The 16,681-nt window shown below is 65.1% G+C and carries 17 protein-coding genes; 5 read left to right on the top strand and 12 right to left on the bottom strand.

Annotation, left to right across the window (positions count from 1 at the left end):
* Positions 1-20 precede the first annotated feature (20 nt).
* The 5 genes from BGK68_RS01155 (at position 21) to BGK68_RS01135 (ending at position 3,832) form a co-directional block, all read left to right on the top strand.
* A complete protein-coding gene (locus tag BGK68_RS01155) occupies positions 21-1,337 on the top strand; it encodes a M16 family metallopeptidase (protein WP_075255560.1) in 1,317 nt (438 codons plus the stop codon).
* Between the two features lie 31 nt (positions 1,338-1,368).
* A complete protein-coding gene (rsmD, locus tag BGK68_RS01150) occupies positions 1,369-2,043 on the top strand; it encodes a 16S rRNA (guanine(966)-N(2))-methyltransferase RsmD (protein WP_075255559.1) in 675 nt (224 codons plus the stop codon).
* A 36-nt stretch (positions 2,044-2,079) separates the two neighbouring features.
* Positions 2,080-2,562 carry a pantetheine-phosphate adenylyltransferase gene (gene coaD, locus BGK68_RS01145; RefSeq protein ID WP_006461533.1) on the top strand — a complete coding sequence of 161 codons (483 nt, stop codon included), beginning with the start codon at positions 2,080-2,082 and terminating at the stop codon, positions 2,560-2,562.
* Positions 2,563-2,606: 44 nt separating this feature from the next.
* The gene (locus BGK68_RS01140; protein ID WP_075255558.1) at positions 2,607-2,867 is read left to right on the top strand and encodes a YfhL family 4Fe-4S dicluster ferredoxin; all 261 of its coding nucleotides are present in this window, start codon (positions 2,607-2,609) and stop codon (positions 2,865-2,867) included.
* A 77-nt stretch (positions 2,868-2,944) separates the two neighbouring features.
* The gene (locus BGK68_RS01135; RefSeq protein ID WP_075255557.1) at positions 2,945-3,832 is read left to right on the top strand and encodes a DMT family transporter; all 888 of its coding nucleotides are present in this window, start codon (positions 2,945-2,947) and stop codon (positions 3,830-3,832) included.
* Here BGK68_RS01135 and BGK68_RS01130 read toward each other — a convergent pair.
* The 12 genes from BGK68_RS01130 to paaC form a co-directional block, all read right to left on the bottom strand.
* Complete coding sequence (locus tag BGK68_RS01130) at positions 3,829-4,947, bottom strand: GGDEF domain-containing protein (RefSeq protein WP_075255556.1); 1,119 nt, start codon at positions 4,945-4,947, stop codon at positions 3,829-3,831. The two genes, BGK68_RS01135 and BGK68_RS01130, sit on opposite strands and share 4 nt — an antisense overlap.
* Positions 4,948-5,150: 203 nt before the next feature.
* The gene (locus BGK68_RS01125; protein WP_075255555.1) at positions 5,151-6,050 is read right to left on the bottom strand and encodes a class I SAM-dependent methyltransferase; all 900 of its coding nucleotides are present in this window, start codon (positions 6,048-6,050) and stop codon (positions 5,151-5,153) included.
* Positions 6,051-6,286: 236 nt separating this feature from the next.
* Positions 6,287-7,075 carry an enoyl-CoA hydratase-related protein gene (locus tag BGK68_RS01120; RefSeq protein ID WP_075255554.1) on the bottom strand — a complete coding sequence of 263 codons (789 nt, stop codon included), beginning with the start codon at positions 7,073-7,075 and terminating at the stop codon, positions 6,287-6,289.
* Positions 7,075-8,280, bottom strand: a complete 1,206-nt coding sequence (gene pcaF, locus BGK68_RS01115; RefSeq protein WP_075255553.1) for a 3-oxoadipyl-CoA thiolase — start codon at positions 8,278-8,280, stop codon at positions 7,075-7,077. The genes BGK68_RS01120 and pcaF overlap by 1 nt, the downstream gene beginning before the upstream one ends.
* A 33-nt stretch (positions 8,281-8,313) precedes the next feature.
* On the bottom strand, positions 8,314-9,654 hold the full coding sequence (gene paaK, locus BGK68_RS01110; RefSeq protein ID WP_075255552.1) for a phenylacetate--CoA ligase PaaK: 1,341 nt from the start codon (positions 9,652-9,654) through the stop codon (positions 8,314-8,316).
* Between the two features lie 49 nt (positions 9,655-9,703).
* Positions 9,704-10,180: a hydroxyphenylacetyl-CoA thioesterase PaaI gene (gene paaI / locus BGK68_RS01105; RefSeq protein WP_075255551.1), complete on the bottom strand. Its 477-nt coding sequence runs from the start codon at positions 10,178-10,180 to the stop codon at positions 9,704-9,706.
* Positions 10,173-11,711, bottom strand: coding sequence for a 3-hydroxyacyl-CoA dehydrogenase (locus BGK68_RS01100; RefSeq protein ID WP_075255550.1), 1,539 nt, complete (start codon positions 11,709-11,711; stop codon positions 10,173-10,175). The genes paaI and BGK68_RS01100 overlap by 8 nt, the downstream gene beginning before the upstream one ends.
* A 1-nt stretch (position 11,712) precedes the next feature.
* A complete protein-coding gene (gene paaG, locus BGK68_RS01095; RefSeq protein ID WP_075255549.1) occupies positions 11,713-12,504 on the bottom strand; it encodes a 2-(1,2-epoxy-1,2-dihydrophenyl)acetyl-CoA isomerase PaaG in 792 nt (263 codons plus the stop codon).
* A 27-nt stretch (positions 12,505-12,531) separates the two neighbouring features.
* On the bottom strand, positions 12,532-14,217 hold the full coding sequence (paaN, locus tag BGK68_RS01090; RefSeq protein ID WP_075255548.1) for a phenylacetic acid degradation protein PaaN: 1,686 nt from the start codon (positions 14,215-14,217) through the stop codon (positions 12,532-12,534).
* A gap of 22 nt (positions 14,218-14,239) precedes the next feature.
* Positions 14,240-15,310 carry a 1,2-phenylacetyl-CoA epoxidase subunit PaaE gene (gene paaE / locus BGK68_RS01085; RefSeq protein ID WP_075255547.1) on the bottom strand — a complete coding sequence of 357 codons (1,071 nt, stop codon included), beginning with the start codon at positions 15,308-15,310 and terminating at the stop codon, positions 14,240-14,242.
* A gap of 63 nt (positions 15,311-15,373) precedes the next feature.
* Positions 15,374-15,919 carry a 1,2-phenylacetyl-CoA epoxidase subunit PaaD gene (gene paaD / locus BGK68_RS01080; RefSeq protein ID WP_075259643.1) on the bottom strand — a complete coding sequence of 182 codons (546 nt, stop codon included), beginning with the start codon at positions 15,917-15,919 and terminating at the stop codon, positions 15,374-15,376.
* Positions 15,916-16,668: a 1,2-phenylacetyl-CoA epoxidase subunit PaaC gene (gene paaC / locus BGK68_RS01075; protein ID WP_075255546.1), complete on the bottom strand. Its 753-nt coding sequence runs from the start codon at positions 16,666-16,668 to the stop codon at positions 15,916-15,918. The genes paaD and paaC overlap by 4 nt, the downstream gene beginning before the upstream one ends.
* Positions 16,669-16,681 lie beyond the last annotated feature (13 nt).

The following is a 16,681-nucleotide window of genomic DNA, read 5'->3' as shown; positions in this document are numbered from 1 at the left end:
CCGTCCAATCCTCGATCTCCATGAAAAAATTCCTCTGTCTCCTGATCCTGCCCCTGGGCCTGCTGGCCAGCCTGCCGGCGGTCGCCGCCCTGGCCATCCAGTCCTGGACCCAGCCCGACGGTGCGCGCGTGCTGTTCGTCCCCAACCACGCCATCCCCATGCTGGATGTGAGCGTGCAGTTCGACGCCGGCCGGCGCCGCGATCCGGCCGGCAAGGCCGGCCTGGCCGAATTGACGGTCGCCAGCCTCACCCGTGGCGTGACCGATGCCAGCGGTACCCTGACCGAGGCGCAGATTCTGGACGGCTTTGCCGACGTGGCCGCCCAGCAGCACGACGGTGCCGGGCAGGACCGCGCCGGCGTGAGCCTGCGCACGCTGTCTTCGCCGGCCGAGCGGGAGGCCGCCTTGACGCTGCTGGCGCGCATGCTGGCCCATCCCAGCTTCCCGCAGGCCAGCCTGGAGCGCGACCGCGCGCTGGCCATTGCCAATATCAAGGAAGAACTGACCAAGCCTGAAGTCATCGCCGAAAAGGCCTTCATGCATGCCGCCTACGGCAGCCACCCGTATGCGATGGACGCCAGCGAAGCCAGCATGCAGGCCATCACCCGCGAGGATCTGCAGGCCTTCCACCGGGCGCACTACGTGGCCAATCGCGCGGTCATCGCCCTGATCGGTGATATCAATCTCGAGCAGGCGCGCGCCATCGCCAGCGCCCTCACGCGCGAGCTGCCGCAAGGCGCGGCCTTGCCCGCGCTACCGCCGGTGGCAGCGCCCAAGAGCAGCGAACAACGCATTGCCCATCCCGCCTCGCAATCGCACATCCTCATCGGCGCGCCGGCCATCCAGCGCGGCGACCCGGATTTCTTCGCGCTCACGGTGGGCAACTACGTGCTGGGTGGCGGGGGTTTCGTCTCGCGCCTGACCGATGAAGTGCGGGAAAAACGCGGCCTGAGCTACAGCGTCTACAGCGGCTTCTCGCCACTGGCCCAGCCCGGGCCCTTCCAGATCGGCCTGCAGACCAAGAAGGAACAGACCGCCGAAGCCCTGCGCGTGACCCGCGCCACGCTGGACAAATTCATGCAGGAAGGCCCCACTGCCGCCGAGCTCAAGGCGGCCAAGGACAACCTGGCCGGCGGCTTCGCCCTGCGCATCGACAGCAACGCCAAGCTGTTGGAGAACCTCTCGGTGATCGGCTTCTATGGCCTGCCGCTGGATTACCTGGACCACTGGATCGAACGCATCCGCGCCGTGAGCGTGCAGGAAGTGCGCGCAGCCTTCCGCAAGCATGTGCATCCGGAAGAATTGTCCACCATCATCGTCGGCGAAAGCGCCCCCTAGTTCCACCCAGTTGCAAGCAGCAAGGAATTCCATGAGCAAGAGCAGTCCCTCCCGTCCCGGCGGCAAGCCGGCCAAGCCCGGCAAGCCCAGCAAGCCCGCCAATGGCGGCCCGCACCAGGTGCGCATCATCGGCGGCCAGTGGAAGCGCACCCCCTTGCCGGTGCTGGACGCCGAAGGCCTGCGGCCCACGCCTGACCGGGTGCGCGAGACCGTCTTCAACTGGATCACCCATCTCATCGATGGCCACTGGGAAGAGGTGTCCTGTCTGGACCTCTTTGCCGGTTCCGGTGCACTCGGCTTCGAAGCCGCCAGCCGGGGCGCGCGCCGCGTGGTCATGGTCGAGCACAGCGGCCCCGCCGTGCGCCAGCTCGAAGCCAACCGCGACAAGCTCAAGGCCGCCACCCTGGCCATCCTGCGCGGCGACGCCTTGGCGGCGGCGCAGAACGCAGCACAACGCGAGCCGGGCGGTTTCCAGCTGGTCTTCATCGATCCTCCCTATCACCAGGGCTGGCTGGAAAAGGTGCTGCCGGCCTGCCAGCAACTGCTGGCGCCAGCAGGCCTGGTCTATGCCGAGGCCGAGTTTCCCCTCGACGGTCCCGAGGCGCCCGACTGGATGCAAGCCTGGGAAGTGGTGCGCGCCGACAAGGCCGGCATGGTCTTCTATCATTTATTGCAACGCAAAAGCGGCGCACGAATTGAGGCATAATGCGGCTTCTGATTCAATAGCCGGTGAGGAGACACCATGGTCACAGCTGTATATCCGGGGACCTTCGATCCGTTGACGCGTGGGCATGAGGACTTGGTCCGCCGCGCTTCCGGATTGTTCGACAAGCTGGTCGTGGGCGTAGCCGACAGCAAGAACAAGAAGCCTTTCTTTTCGCTCGAAGAGCGCCTGTCCATCGCCAACGAAGTGCTGGGTCACTATCCCAATGTCCAGGTGGAGAGCTTTTCCGGCCTGTTGAAGGACTTCGTGCGCCAGAACAATGCCCGCGTCATCGTGCGCGGCCTGCGCGCCGTGTCCGACTTCGAATACGAATTCCAGATGGCCGGCATGAACCGCTATCTGTTGCCGGACGTGGAGACGCTGTTCCTGACCCCGTCCGACCAGTATCAATTCATCTCGGGCACCATCGTGCGCGAAATCGCCCAACTGGGCGGCGATGTGTCCAAGTTCGTGTTTCCCTCGGTCGAGAAGTGGCTGAAGGAAAAAATCGCCAAGCAGTGAGGCCAGGCGGAAAACATGATGTTTCAAGCAAGTGAGGGTGGCGTATGGCGCTGATGATTACCGACGATTGCATCAACTGCGACGTCTGCGAGCCGGAATGCCCCAACGAGGCCATCTACATGGGGCCGCAGATCTACGAGATCGATCCTGACAAGTGCACCGAGTGCGTCGGCCACTTCGACGAGCCCCAGTGCCAGCAGGTCTGTCCGGTGGCCTGCATCCCCTTCAACCCGGCCTGGCGCGAAAGCCGCGAGCAGTTGATGGAAAAGTACGAACGCCTGCAAGCCGAGGCCAAGCGCTCTTGAGGCCGGTTCGGCCACATCCTGTCCCGATGCCGTCCGGCGCCCTGCCGGACGGCATCTTGCATTTGTAACGGAAGAACATGCAAGCCCTGCCCAAGTCCGCTGTCGCCGCATTGCTCGTCAACACCACCATCTGGGGCCTTTCCTGGACCGCTACCCGCGCCTTGGAAGGCATGGGCCTGCATCCGGTCTGGACCACGGCGGCCATCTTCGGCCTGTGCACCCTGCTGCTGGTGGCGCTGCGCTACCGCGACCTGCCGCAACTGTGGCGGCATCCGGCGTTGCTGTGGGTGGGACTGGCCACGGGCCTGACCAACTCCACCTTCAACGTCGCGGTCGCCTATGGCGATGTGGTGCGGGTGATCCTGCTGTTCTACCTGATGCCGGTCTGGACCGTGATCCTGGCGCGCCTGGTCTTGCACGAAGCCATCACGCCGCGTTCGCTCACGCGCGTAGCGCTGGGCTTGAGCGGCGCCTTCATCGTGCTCTACCAGCCTCGGCTGGGGCTGCCGCTGCCGCAGAGCCTGCCGGACTGGATGGCCGTGGCCGCCGGGCTGCTCTTTGCCATCACCAATGTCTTGCTGCGCCGCTTGCAGGGCCTCTCCGACAGCGCCCGCGCCGTCGCCATGCTGGCCGGCAGCGGCTTGTTGGCGGGCGTCCTGGGAGTGATGCTGGCGTTGACCGGAGCGATTGCCTGGCCGCTGCATGTGCCGGCCACGGCCTGGCCGCTGGTGGGGGTGTGGGCCTTGCTGTTCCTGGTGTCCAACCTGTGCCTGCAATATGGCGTGGCGCGTCTGCCGGCCACCATCACCTCGGTGATCATGCTGGCCGAGATCCTGGTGGCCAGCCTGTCGGCGTGGTGGTTCGGCGCGGCTGAACTGCGACCGCAGGACCTCATCGGCGGCATCCTCATCATCGCCGCGCCCTGGCTGGTGCGCGACGCCCGACCGCTGGCGCAGAGCGCCTAGTCGCTCGCAGCCAGCATCACCCGGTTGCGGCCGGCTTCCTTGGCCTGGTACAGCGCCTGGTCGGCGGCCTTGAGCATGGCCTGCTTGACCTCGGCCGCAGGACGGCTGCGGTCGGGCGGGGTGAGCGCGGCCGCGCCAATGGAGGCGGTGATCCTGAGCGGATCGCGCGAGCCCTCGATCATCACCCCCCGGCTGCAGACGCCAGCGCGAATGCGCTCGGCGATGCGGGCCGCATCCTCGCGGGTGGCGTGGGTGAGCAGCACCACGAATTCTTCTCCGCCAAAGCGCCCCAGCGCATCCGACAGGCGCAGTTCCTTCTTGATGCGCGCAGCCACTTCGCGCAGCACGTCGTCACCGCTCTGGTGGCCGAACTGGTCGTTGACGCGCTTGAAGTGGTCGATGTCGATGAACAGGCAAGACAGCGCCGAGCGATCGCGCTGGCTGCGCGCCACTTCTTCCTGCATGCGCTGCTCGATGTAGCGACGGTTGTTCACGCCGGTGAGCGGATCGGTCAGGCCGATGTGCTTGAGGCGCTCGTTGTTGATGACGTTTTCCAGGCAGACCGCCGCGATGGTCGCCAGGCGTTCGATGAAATCGGTGGCCAGGCTGCGCGTGAAGCGCTCGCCATAGGCGCTGCCCAGCGCCAGATAGCCCAGCAGCCGATGCTGGCGCACCAGCGGCAGCACCGCCACGCTCACCGGTTCGTAATGCGGGAACAGCGGGCCGTGCAAGGCCGGGACATACGGCCCCAGGCGCGGCTTTTCATCGGCCCGCGGCAGGTCGTCGTCGGGGAAGGCCAGCGCCTGCTTGAGGAAGAGCAGCTTGGGAAATTCATTGATGCCGATCTGCAGGTCGCGCAGGATGCGCTGGATGGCGTAGTCGCCATCGATGAGCGAGAGCGTCACCGTCTCCAGGCTGAACACCCCCGGCATGACGGTGAGCATGACCTCGATAAGTTCGCGGAATTCGCTTGCGCCGATCAGCTTGAGGTCAAAGGCCTGGTGGCGTTCGATGATGGACTGGTTGATATGGGCCTGCTGCAGCAGCTCCTGCAATTCGGCGCGTAGCTGCTCGTTGTCGGCAATCAGTGCTTCACTATCGATGGCGGATCTCATGTGTCTTGTGCATTTTCCGGCGGATGGCCGGCCCCTCGCCCAAACCGGTGGTCCCGGTCTCCTTGCGGTTGCGTCTTGCTCAGGCGCAACCGGACTGCAATGCGACTATATCGGCAGCAATGGCGCGAGCTTGAAGCCGCTCGTCCTGCGTGTGTGCCTGCCATGTTCCGTGCAAGAAACGTTCCCAGCCCCGAGGATGCGCCTCAGGCGGCCTGCGAGGCAAAGAAGCGTTGGCCCATTTCTTCCAGCCCCAGCGTGCGCAACACTTCCTGCAGACGCTCGGCCGGACGGCGGCGCGGCAGGTCGCGGTATTGTGCAATGATCAACTCGTTCTTCATCGAATGTTCCCAGCCCACCAGCTCGGTCACGCTGACCTTGTAGCCATGCGCTTCCAGTTGCAGGCAGCGCAGCACATTGGTGACCTGGCTGCCGAATTCACGCGTGTGCAGCGGATGACGCCAGATCTCGGTGAGCGAGTTGGCCAGCGACTTGCCCTTGTTGCGGTTCAGCACCGAAGCGACCTCGGCCTGGCAGCATGGCACCAGGACGATGAAGCGCGCCTCCTTGGCCAGGGCGAAATGGATGGCGTCATCGGTGGCGGTGTCGCACGCATGCAGGGCGGTGACCACATCGATCTTTTCCGGCAGGCTGGGCGAGCTGATCGAATCGGCCACCGACAGATTGAGGAAGGACATGCCGCCAAAGCCCAGGCGCGAGGCCAGTTCCTCGGACTTGCGCACCAGCTCTTCGCGGGTTTCGATGCCATAGATGTGCGGCGCACCGGGCAGTCCCTTGAAGAACAGGTCGTAGAGGATGAAGCCCAGATAGGACTTGCCCGCGCCATGGTCCACCAGGCTCACATCGGGATGATCGACGAGCACTTCCTGCAGCAGCGGTTCGATGAACTGGTAGAGGTGGTAGACCTGCTTCAACTTGCGGCGGCTGTCCTGATTGAGCTTGCCATCGCGGGTGAGGATGTGCAGTTCCTTCAACAATTCGATGGACTGGCCCGGACGGATCTCATGCGCCTGCGGGGCGCTCTCTGCGGCGGGTTTGCCCCGGTTCGGCTGACGGCCGGGGGCGCTGGGGGCTTGCTTGCTCATGGTGCTGCACTGGCGAAGGGCCGGCGCTAAAGGCCGGCGGGTTGGTATCGGGGCAAGATCGGCCTCCATCGGTCCGAACGGTCTCTTGATGCGGAAATGAACGATGGAAAGCGGAGCGAGCCGTGGCCGGGCATTTTACCCGATCCCGATGTCAATCTCGTGAAGTGCCGCCGCCGTGCAGGGCTTGTTGCAAGGCTGCAAAGATCCGGGCCGCCAGCCCGGATGGCGAGCGTGATTCAGCGGCCGCTGAAGACCGCCGCGCGTTTTTCCTGGAAGGCCGTGATGCCCTCCTGGCGATCGGCGCTTGCGGCCATCAGGGAAAAGGACTTGCGTTCGAACAGCAGGCCCGCTTCTAGCCCCAGTTCGAAGGATTGCAGCATGGCTTCCTTGGCCAGACGCACCGCCAGCGGTGATTTCTGGGCGATGCTGTGGGCCAGCGCCAGCGTGCGTTCCAGGGTGGCGTCATCGTCCACCACCTCGGCCACCAGGCCGGCCTGCAGGGCCTGGTCGGCACTGATGAATTCACCGGAGAGCAGCATTTTCATCGCCAGCGGCTTGCCCACCGTGCGGATGAGACGCTGCGTGCCGCCCGCGCCGGGAAGGGTGCCCACATTGATTTCCGGCTGGCCGATCTTGGCGCCGCGAGCGGCGATGGCGATGTCGGCATGCATGAGCAACTCGCAGCCCGCGCCCAGCGCATAGCCATTCACCGCCGCCAGGATGGGTTTGGGGAAGCGGGCAATGGCGCGCCAGTACTGCGCACGCACATCGAGCTGGGTGGCGATGGCGTCCTTGTGGATCATCTCGTTGAGATCGGCCCCGGCGGCAAAGGCTTTCTCGTTGCCGCTGATGACGACCACGCGCACGCTGTCATCTTCCTCTGCGCGCGCGAGCTCCGCCACGATCTCGCGCAGGCTCTGGTTGCGCAAGGCATTGCGCAGCGCCGGACGGTTCAGGGTGAGATGCAGCACATGCTCGCCATGCCGCGCCGTCAGCAGGTCTTCGTAAGCCACGGTGTCCTGCATCACGCCACCCGCTCGATCACCAGCGCAATGCCCTGGCCCACGCCGATGCACATGGTGCACAGCGCATAGCGCCCACCGCTACGCTCGAGCTGGTTGATGGCCGTGGTCACCAGCCGCGCACCGGAAGCGCCCAGCGGATGACCGATGGCAATCGCACCGCCATTCGGATTGACGTGCGCCGCATCGTCGGGCAAGCCGAGATCGCGCATGACGGCCAGGCCTTGCGCGGCAAAGGCTTCGTTCAGTTCGATCACATCCATCTGCGCCAGCGTCAGGCCGACCTGGGCCAGCACCTTGCGCACTGCCGGTGCGGGGCCGAAGCCCATGATGCGCGGCGCCACGCCGGCCGTGGCCATGCCCAGCACGCGCGCCCGAGGCTTCAGGCGATACAGGTCGGCCGCCTTGGGCGAGGCCAGCAGCAGTGCGCACGCGCCGTCATTGACGCCGGAAGCATTGCCCGCCGTCACCGTGCCATCGGGGCGCACCACGCCCTTGAGCCTGGAGAGCGTTGCGAGCGTGGTATCGGGACGCGGATGTTCGTCGGTGCTGACGATGAGGGGATCGCCTTTTTTCTGCGGAATCATCAGCGGCGCGATCTCGCCCGCAAAGAATCCCTCGGCCTGGGCTTTCGCCCAGCGCTGCTGGCTGCGCAGGGCGAAGGCGTCCTGGTCGGCGCGGTTGATCTGGAAATCGGTGGCCACGTTCTCGGCCGTCTCCGGCATGGAGTCGATGCCGTACTGCGCCTTCATCAGCGGATTGACGAAGCGCCAGCCGATGGTGGTGTCGAAGATGGCGGCGCTGCGCGCGAAGGCCGATTCGGCCTTGCCCATCACGAAGGGCGCGCGCGTCATGCTCTCTACCCCGCCGGCAATCATCAGTTGCACTTCGCCGGACTTGATGGCGCGTGCGGCCATGCCCACTGCGTCCAGGCTGGAGCCGCACAGGCGATTGAGGGTAGTGCCCGGCACGGCGATGGGCAGGCCCGCCAGCAGGCCGGCCATGCGCGCCACGTTGCGGTTGTCCTCGCCGGCCTGGTTGGCGCAGCCATAGAGGATGTCCTCCACGCAGCTCCAGTCCACGCCGGGATTGCGCTCCATCAGGCTGCGGATGGGCGCGGCGGCCAGGTCGTCGGCGCGCACCGCGCCCAGTGCGCCGCCGTAGCGGCCAAAGGGGGTGCGGATGGCGTCACAGATCAATGCTTCCATGTGCGGTCTTTCTGTCGTGGTGGAGGAGAGGGCTCAGGCGGGAAGGGCGGCATGGCTGCCGGCCTCGGCCTTCTTGCGGTGGTCGATCACGCGCTTGGCCTTGCCCACCGAGGTGCGCTCGATCATGCCCGCCGGCACCACCGTGACCTTGGTGGAAATGCCCACATAGGTCTTGATGCTGTGTTGCAGCTCCTTCTCCAGCGCCTCCACGTGCTCATTGGAGACATCCTCGCGCAACTCGGCAAAGACGCACATGCTGTCCATGTGGCCGTGGCGTTCGATCTGCAACTGGTATTGCGGCGCCAGCTGCGGCAGCTTCAGGATCAGTTCCTCGATCTGGGTCGGGAACACATTCACGCCGCGGATGATGAGCATGTCGTCCGAGCGCCCGGTGATCTTGCCGATACGGCGCATGCAGCGCGAGGTCGGCGGCAACAGGCGGGTGAGATCGCGGGTGCGGTAGCGGATCATCGGCAGCGCTTCCTTGGACAGCGAAGTAAAGACCAGTTCGCCTTCCGCGCCATCGGGCAGCACTTCGCCGGTATCTGGATCGATGATCTCGGGATAGAAATGGTCTTCCCAGATCACCGGACCATCCTTGCTCTCGATGCACTCGCTGGCCACGCCCGGCCCCATCACTTCGGACAGGCCGTAGATGTCCACCGCATCGATGCCGGCGCGCTGCTGGATTTCGCGGCGCATCGCATCGGTCCATGGTTCTGCGCCGAAGATGCCGACCTTCAGCGAACTGGAGGCCGGGTCCATGCCCTGGCGCTGGAATTCCTCGATGATGTTGAGCATGTAGGAGGGTGTGACCATGATGATGCTGGGCTGGAAATCACGAATGAGCTGCACCTGCTTCTCAGTCTGGCCGCCTGACATCGGCACGACGGTGCAGCCCAGCTTTTCGGCGCCATAGTGCGCACCCAGTCCGCCCGTGAAGAGCCCATAGCCATAGGAAATCTGCACGATGTCACCGCGCCGTCCGCCGGCTGCGCGAATGGAGCGCGCCACCACGGTAGCCCAGGTATCGATATCGTTCTGCGTATAGCCCACCACGGTCGGCTTGCCAGTGGTGCCGCTGGACGCATGCACCCGCACCACCTGTTCGCGCGGCACGGCAAACATGCCGAAGGGATAGTGATCGCGCAGGTCCTTCTTGGTGGTGAAGGGGAAGCGGGACAGGTCCGACAGGCTCTTGAGGTCATCGGGATGCACGCCCGCCTGGTCGAAGGCATTGCGGTAGTGCGGCACATTGTCATAGGCGTGCTTGAGCGACCATTTCAGCCGTTGCAGTTGCAGGGCTTGCAGTTCATCGCGGCTGGCGGTCTCGATGGGTTCCAGGTCGCCGGGTTGGGGAATGCGGATGGTCATGGTGTCTCCAGTCTCTGTTGATGTTGGTGTTGTTGTTATTGCGTGAGGCTCACTGCGCGGCCTGCAGGCCGCTGATCACCTCGCCTCTGATGCGATAGGACTTGCCCCGGAACAGCGCGATGGTCTTGCCATCCTGATTGCTCACGGTAATGTCGTACACCCCGGTGCGCCCGGCCAGCGAGCGCTCCTGCGCGTCGGCGATGAGCATGTCATTGCGCAGGGCGGGGGCGACGTACTCGATGCTGCAACCCGACGCCACAGTGTTGAGATTACGGCTGTTGCAGGCAAATGCAAATGTACTGTCGGCCAAGGCGAAGATGAATCCGCCATGGCAGGTGGCGTGGCCATTGAGCATGTCGCTGCGCACCAGCATGCTCATGCGCGCGCGGCCCGGCGCAATCTCCAGGATCTTCATCCCCAGCGCCTGGGAAGCGTTGTCGCGCGGGTACATCGCCTGCACCGTGGCCTCGGCCAGGGTCTGTGGGTCCATCTCGGTCGATGGGAATGACAATGCGGTCTCACTCATGGAATTTCCTCCCGGAAGCGTACAGACGTCGGAGCAGGGGCGAGACGCGATAACGGTCTTCGCCATAGGCGGTGCAGAGGTGGTGCAGCACGTGGGTGACCGTGTCGATGCCGATGTCATTGGCCCAGGCCAGCGGGCCGCGCGGATAATTGACGCCCTTGCGCATGGCCATGTCGGCGTCGGCGGCGCTGCATACACCCTGATTGACCGCATCGGCGGCCTCATTGACCAGCATGCAGACGGTGCGCATGACCATCATGCCCGGCACATCCTGCATCGGCGAGAGATCAAGGCCGCAGGCCTGCAGCACGCCCGCCACTTCTGCATAGCGCTGGGGGCGGCACTGATCGGCCTTGGCCAGGGCCAGGCGGGTCGCATCGGCGTAATCCAGCGCCAGGTCGGCCAGCACCGAGTCGGGCTCCTGGTGCTCCCAGGCGCGCTGGGTGGCGGTGCGACCGTCGGTGATGGCCAGGCATGCTACGCCCACCTTCATCAGCAAATGGTCGGGACGCGCCGGATGGCGTTGCACCTGGCCTGGATAGCGCGTATGAATCATCTCCACCAGCGGATGATCACCAAACAGTTGCGGCGGGGCCGCCGGCTTCGGGTAGTCGCGTTCGGTATCGGGCCGTGGCGTCCCGGCGGCTGTGTCGTAGCGATAGAAACCACGCCCGCTCTTGCGGCCCAGATAACCGGCATGCACCAGCTCCTGCTGGATCAGCGAGGGCGTGAAGCGCGGATCATTGAAGTAGGCGTGGAACACCGATTGGGTGACGGCAAAGTTGACGTCATGCCCGATCAGGTCCATCAGCTCGAACGGTCCCATCCGGAAGCCACCCGCCTCGCGCATGACCGCATCGATCGTGGCCGGCTGTGCGCCGCCCTCGTGGAGCACGCGCAAGCTCTCGGCGTAATAGGGGCGGGCCAACCGGTTGACGATGAAGCCCGGCGTGGAACGCGCCATCACCGGCGTCTTGCCCCAGGCCAGTGCGGTGTCATGCAGGCACTGCGCCAGCGCGGCGTCGCTGGCCAGGCCCTTGATGATTTCCACCAGGGCCATCATCGGCACCGGGTTGAAGAAATGCATGCCCACCACGCGCTCAGGGTGTTGCAGTGGCGCCGCGATATGGGTGATGGAAAGCGACGAGGTATTGCTGGCCAGGATGCAGCGCGTATCGACGATGGCTTCCAGCTTGCCGAACAATTCCTGCTTGGCCGCCAACTGCTCGACGATGGCTTCGATCACCAGGTCCGCCCGGTGCAATTGCTCCAGTGACTGCGCCACCGAGATGCGCTCGCTGGCCGCCTGCGCCAGTGCCGGCGTGAGCTGGTCCTTGCTGACCAGCTTGTCGAGGTGGGTGCAGATGGCGCCAATGGCCTTGCCCGCCGCGCCTTCGCGGCTGTCGTAGAGCAGCACCGGATGGCCGGCCACGGCTGCCACCTGGGCAATGCCTGCGCCCATGGTGCCGCCGCCGATGATGGCCACGATGGCGTTGCGGGGCAGGGCGTGCGGATGCTTGCGGTTGTTCATGTCATTGTCCGGTGAACTGTGGCGCGCGCTTTTCCAGGAAGGCCGTCACGCCCTCGCGGTAATCGCGGCTGCGGCCCAGGGCGCGCATGGTGTCGCGTTCGAGGTCCAGCTGTTCGGGCAGGGTGTGCGCCGGGCTGGCATACAGCGTGGCCTTGGTAGCGGCCAGTCCCTTGGTGGGAGCACGGGCGAAATGGGCGGCCATCGCGTGGGCTTCTTCCATTAGCTGGTCGTCGTCGATGCACTTCCAGATCAGGCCCCAGCGTTCCGCCTGTTCGGCGCTGATCTTCTCGCCCAGCAGCGCCATGCCCATGGCGCGCGCAGTGCCCACCAGGCGCGGCAGGAAGTAGGTGCCGCCGGTGTCAGGAATCAGCCCCAGCTTGCAGAACACTTCCACGAAACTGGCCGAGCGCGCCGCCAGCACGATGTCGCAGGCCAGCGGCAGATTGGCCCCGGCGCCAGCGGCCACGCCATTGACTGCGCAGATCACCGGGAAGGGCAGCGCGCGCAGCGACTTCACCAGCGGGCCATAGTATTTGTCGATGGACTCGCCCAGATCGACGGCGTCGTCGCCGGGTTTGACGGCCCGGTCGCCCAGGTCCTGGCCCGCGCAAAAGCCGCGCCCGGCGCCGGTGAGCAGCAGCACCCGCACGGTGGGGTCGGCCTGCAGCGTGGCGATGGCTTCGCGCAATTCCAGGTGCATGGTCACGGTGAAGCTGTTGAGCTTGTCGGGGCGGTTCAGGGTGATGACGGCGATGCCGTCACGGTTCTCTAGGAGGATGGATGGGGAACTCATGTCAGGAGATATCGGGAGGTCAGGGGATCAGGCAGTTGTGGTGGAGGCGACCGGTTCGCGGGTCTGCACGACGCGGTAGCGTGCGGCGACGAAATCGGCATCGGCCAGCGCGCAGTTGGCCGCAGGATTGGCGCCGGTGCCGTGGTAATCGCTGAAGGCCGCCGACTGATTCACCAGCACGCCGCCGGTCAGGTTCAGCGACAGCGCCACACCGGCATCGGCGGCAGCGTCTAGCAGCACTTGCCGGAGGGAGGCGTCGGTGGTGTAGGCCGACAGGGTTAGCGCCCCCTCTTCGGTGGCGATGCGCTGGGCCAGTGCGATGGCGGTGGCGGTGTCATCGACCGGCACGATGAAGCTGATGGGGCCGAAGTATTCTTCGCTGATGGCTTCATTGCGGTGCGCCAGCATCAGCAGCGGCGTGCGGATGCGCGCTTGGGGGAACTGCGGATGCACCAGCGCCATGCTCTCCAGCAGCACCTGCCCCTTGCTGCGGGCCAGCGCGATACGCTGCAGGACGGCCTCGTTCTGGATCGCGCCCAGCAATTCCACGGCCTTGGCGCTGTCGGTGGTCAGGTGCGCCACGGCCTGCACGATGGCCTGGCTCACTTCCACGAAGCTGCGCTGGCCTTGCGGCGTGCGCACGCCCTCCCTGGGGATGTAGATGTTCTGCGGCGTGGTGCACATCTGCCCCGAATACAGCGCCAGCGACAGCGCGATGTTCTGCGCCATGCCGGCCAGGTTGTCGGTGCTGTCGATGATGATCTGGTTGATGCCGGATTTCTCGGTGAACACCCGGGCCTGGCGCGCCCGTTCTTCCAGCCAGTTGCCGTTGGCGCTGCTGCCGGTGAAATCGATCAGCCCGATCTCGTGGCGCAAGGCCAGCGTGCGCGCCAGGCTGGTATCGCTCGCATCATGCGCGGCCAGCGTGACCACGTCGGGTGCAAAGCCGGCCTCGACCAGCACTTCACGCGCCACCTGCACCGTGATGGCCAGCGGCAGGATCGCGCCCGGATGCGGCTTGACGATGACTGCGTTGCCCGTGGCCAGATTGGCGAACAGGCCGGGATAGCTGTTCCAGGTCGGGAAGGTGCAGCATCCGATCACCAGGCCGATGCCGCGCGGCACGATGCGCCAGGACTTGCGCATCACCAGTGGCGCATGCTTGCCCTGCGGTTTTTCCCATTGCGCCTCGGCGGGAATGAGTTGCAGCTGCTGCCAGGCGCAGGCGATGGCTTCCAGAGCACGGTCCTGCGCATGCGGGCCGCCGGCCTGGAAGGCCATCATGAAGGCTTGGCCGGTGGTGTGCTGGACCGCATGCGCGATTTCGAAGCTGCGCGCATTGAGCCGTTGCACAATCTCCAGCGCCACGCCCGCCCACACCTGCGGGCCAGCCTCGCGCCAGCTGGCAGCGGCAAGCTGCATCGATGGCAACAGGCGGTCCAGGTCCGGTGCGGGATAGCGAATGCCCAGCGCGGGTCCATAGGGAGACACTTCCGCGCCGACGAAGCGGTCGCTGCCGGCCTGCTCGGTGGTGAAGACGAAGGGGCGCTCCAGCCTGGCTTCATAGGCGGCGCGTCCGGCTTCGGCTGCACCTTCGCCATAGAAGCGCGGGCTCGGTGATTCGCTGTAGGGGCTCCAGTAGCCGCGCTGCTGCAGGGCGCTGACGGCCTGCTCCAGCGTGGCGCGATGGCGGTTGAAGAAATCGGTTTGCATATGTTCTCCCTGGTGCGGCGGCTCAGTTGTCTTGGTCAAAGTCCAGCAGCAGCTTGTCGCTGACCGGGAAGGACTGGCAGCTCAGCACGAAACCGCGTGCGATCTCGTAGTCTTCCAGCGCGTAGTTGGCATCCATGTCCACCTTGCCGTCCACCACCTTGCAGCGGCAGGTGGCGCAGACGCCGCCCTTGCAGGAGTAACGCAGGTCGATGCCATGTTTGAGGCCAGCCTCCAGCACCGATTCCTTTTCCTTGTCCATGGTGAAGACGTTGTGATAGCCATCGACGATGACGGTGACTTCGCATTCCTGCTTGCCCACCACTGGACGCGCGGCGTGCGTGCGCGGCGGCGTGCTGGCGGCGAACAGTTCGGTCTTGATCTGCGCCTTGGGCAAGCCATGCGCCTGCAGGGATGCGGCCACGGCCTGCACCATGTCTTCAGGACCGCAGAGGAAGGCGGCGTCCACATCCTTCAGGTCGATCCAGGAGGCGAGGAAGGCGTCGCACTTGGCGCGGTCGATGCGGCCATTGAACAGTTCCACATCCTGCTGCTCGCGGCTCATCACGTAGACCACATTGAAGCGTTCCAGATAGGCGTCCTTGAGGTCGGTCAGCTCTTCCTTGAAGATCACCGAGGACGAGGCGCGGTTGGCGTAGACCAGCGTGAAATGGCTGTGCGGCTCGCTCAAGAGCGTAGTCTTGATGATCGACATCATCGGCGTGATGCCGCTGCCCGCTGCAAAGGCCAGGTAGTGCTTGCGGTTGCCGGCCTCCAGCGGCACGTTGAAATGGCCCATGGGCGGCATCACCTCGATGCGTTGTCCTGGGACAAAGGATTCATTGGCCCAGTTCGAAAACAGCCCGCCGGGTGCGCGCTTGATGGCCACGCGCAACTGCCGCTCCTGCACGGCCGAACAGATCGAGTAGGAGCGACGCAGGTCTTCGCCATTGATCTCGGAACGCAGCGTCAAGTGCTGTCCCTGCTGGTAGGAAAAGGTGTCTTGCAGCTCGGCCGGTACGGCAAAGGAGACCACGATGGTGTCGCGCGTTTCCTGCTTCACGTCCGAGATGGTCAGTGGATAGAATTTGCTCATGATGTTGTGCCTTTTTTCGGGGTCATCGAGCCGGGCTCAATGGCCAATGTCCAATGTCCGATGTCAATGCGCCTTGAAATAATCGAAGGGTTCGCGGCAGTCCTTGCACTGGTACAGCGCCTTGCAGGAGGTGGAGCCGAACTGGCTCACGCAGACCGTATGGGAGGAACCGCAGTGCGGGCAGTCCACCTGGGCCGCAGCATGGCGCTTGGGCTGGATGCCGCGGATGTCGACGACCTGCTGGGCCGGCGGTGCAATGCCGTACTGGCGCAGGTTGTGGCGGCCCTTTTCGCTCATCCAGTCGGTGTTCCACGCCGGCGCGAGCTGGATGCGGATGGCCACCTGCGCCAAGCCCTTTTCCTGCAGCACGGTGGTGATGTCCTCGGCGATCACGCCCATGGCGGGGCAGCCCGAATAGGTCGGGGTGATCACCACGGTGCAGCAGGCATCCACAGCGGCGCCAGCCTCGATCTCGACCTCGCGCACGATGCCCAGGTCCACCACCGAGACCACCGGAATCTCGGGATCGGGCACGGCCTCCAGCCAGTCCCAGATGCGCGCCTTGAGCGCCTCCGGTCCGGCCTGCAGGGCCAGTTGCGCCTCGCTCACCACTGCGCTCCCGGATAGGCGCGCTGCAGGAATTGCATCTCCGCCAGCAGATAGCCCAGGTGTTCGGTATGCCGGCCGGCCTTGCCGCCGCTCTGCATCCACAGTCCCGCAGGCGGGACTTTCAAGGTCGCTTCCAGCAGCACGTCGGTGACATGCTGGGTCCACTTCTGCTGCACTTCGCCCAGCGCAGTGGCCACACCCTGCTCTTGCATGGCCTGGTCCAGCGCATCGGCGACGAAGAGTTCACCGGTGTACATCCACAGCGCGTCGATGGCGGCCTGCATGCGGCGATGGCTCTCCTCGGTGCCATCGCCCAGGCGGATCATCAGGTCGGTGCTACGGCGCACGTGATAGGTCACTTCCTTGAAGCATTTCTGCGCGATCTCGGCAATGCGCGCGTCACTGCTGTCGCACAGGCCCTCGAGCACGAAGTAGTGCCACGCGTCGAAGAGGAACTGGCGCGCCAGCGTGTCGGCGTAACTGCCATTGGGCAGTTCCACCAGCAGCAGGTTGTGGAACTGGTGGGCGTCGCGCAGGAAGGCCAGCTGGTCTTCGTTGCGGCCCTGTCCTTCCAGCTCGGCGGCGTAGGAGAGCCACAGGCGCGCCTGGCCGATCAGGTCCAGCGAGACATTGATCAGAGCCATGTCTTCTTCCAGCGCAGGGCCCTTGCCGCACCATTCGGTGAGGCGTTGCGAGAGCACCAGGACGTTGTCGCCCAGGCGTCGCACGTAATCGGTTTTCTGTGTCATGACAATCTTCCCC

The sequence above is a fragment of the Herbaspirillum camelliae genome, from assembly GCF_001929405.1.
GTDB classification, from domain to species: domain Bacteria; phylum Pseudomonadota; class Gammaproteobacteria; order Burkholderiales; family Burkholderiaceae_D; genus Herbaspirillum; species Herbaspirillum seropedicae.
The sequence above is the reverse complement of the archived record's forward strand: the minus strand, read 5'-3'. Positions and strand labels throughout refer to the sequence as shown.

What these genes read in the sequence shown, in the direction of transcription:
- BGK68_RS01155 (WP_075255560.1), top strand. Translation starts at nt 21, where the DNA reads ATGAAAAAATTCCTCTGTCTCCTGATCCTGCCCCTGGGCCTGCTGGCC.
- rsmD (WP_075255559.1), top strand. Translation starts at nt 1,369, where the DNA reads ATGAGCAAGAGCAGTCCCTCCCGTCCCGGCGGCAAGCCGGCCAAGCCC.
- coaD (WP_006461533.1), top strand. Translation starts at nt 2,080, where the DNA reads ATGGTCACAGCTGTATATCCGGGGACCTTCGATCCGTTGACGCGTGGG.
- BGK68_RS01140 (WP_075255558.1), top strand. Translation starts at nt 2,607, where the DNA reads ATGGCGCTGATGATTACCGACGATTGCATCAACTGCGACGTCTGCGAG.
- BGK68_RS01135 (WP_075255557.1), top strand. Translation starts at nt 2,945, where the DNA reads ATGCAAGCCCTGCCCAAGTCCGCTGTCGCCGCATTGCTCGTCAACACC.
- BGK68_RS01130 (WP_075255556.1), bottom strand. Translation starts at nt 4,947, where the DNA reads ATGAGATCCGCCATCGATAGTGAAGCACTGATTGCCGACAACGAGCAG.
- BGK68_RS01125 (WP_075255555.1), bottom strand. Translation starts at nt 6,050, where the DNA reads ATGAGCAAGCAAGCCCCCAGCGCCCCCGGCCGTCAGCCGAACCGGGGC.
- BGK68_RS01120 (WP_075255554.1), bottom strand. Translation starts at nt 7,075, where the DNA reads ATGCAGGACACCGTGGCTTACGAAGACCTGCTGACGGCGCGGCATGGC.
- pcaF (WP_075255553.1), bottom strand. Translation starts at nt 8,280, where the DNA reads ATGGAAGCATTGATCTGTGACGCCATCCGCACCCCCTTTGGCCGCTAC.
- paaK (WP_075255552.1), bottom strand. Translation starts at nt 9,654, where the DNA reads ATGACCATCCGCATTCCCCAACCCGGCGACCTGGAACCCATCGAGACC.
- paaI (WP_075255551.1), bottom strand. Translation starts at nt 10,180, where the DNA reads ATGAGTGAGACCGCATTGTCATTCCCATCGACCGAGATGGACCCACAG.
- BGK68_RS01100 (WP_075255550.1), bottom strand. Translation starts at nt 11,711, where the DNA reads ATGAACAACCGCAAGCATCCGCACGCCCTGCCCCGCAACGCCATCGTG.
- paaG (WP_075255549.1), bottom strand. Translation starts at nt 12,504, where the DNA reads ATGAGTTCCCCATCCATCCTCCTAGAGAACCGTGACGGCATCGCCGTC.
- paaN (WP_075255548.1), bottom strand. Translation starts at nt 14,217, where the DNA reads ATGCAAACCGATTTCTTCAACCGCCATCGCGCCACGCTGGAGCAGGCC.
- paaE (WP_075255547.1), bottom strand. Translation starts at nt 15,310, where the DNA reads ATGAGCAAATTCTATCCACTGACCATCTCGGACGTGAAGCAGGAAACG.
- paaC (WP_075255546.1), bottom strand. Translation starts at nt 16,668, where the DNA reads ATGACACAGAAAACCGATTACGTGCGACGCCTGGGCGACAACGTCCTG.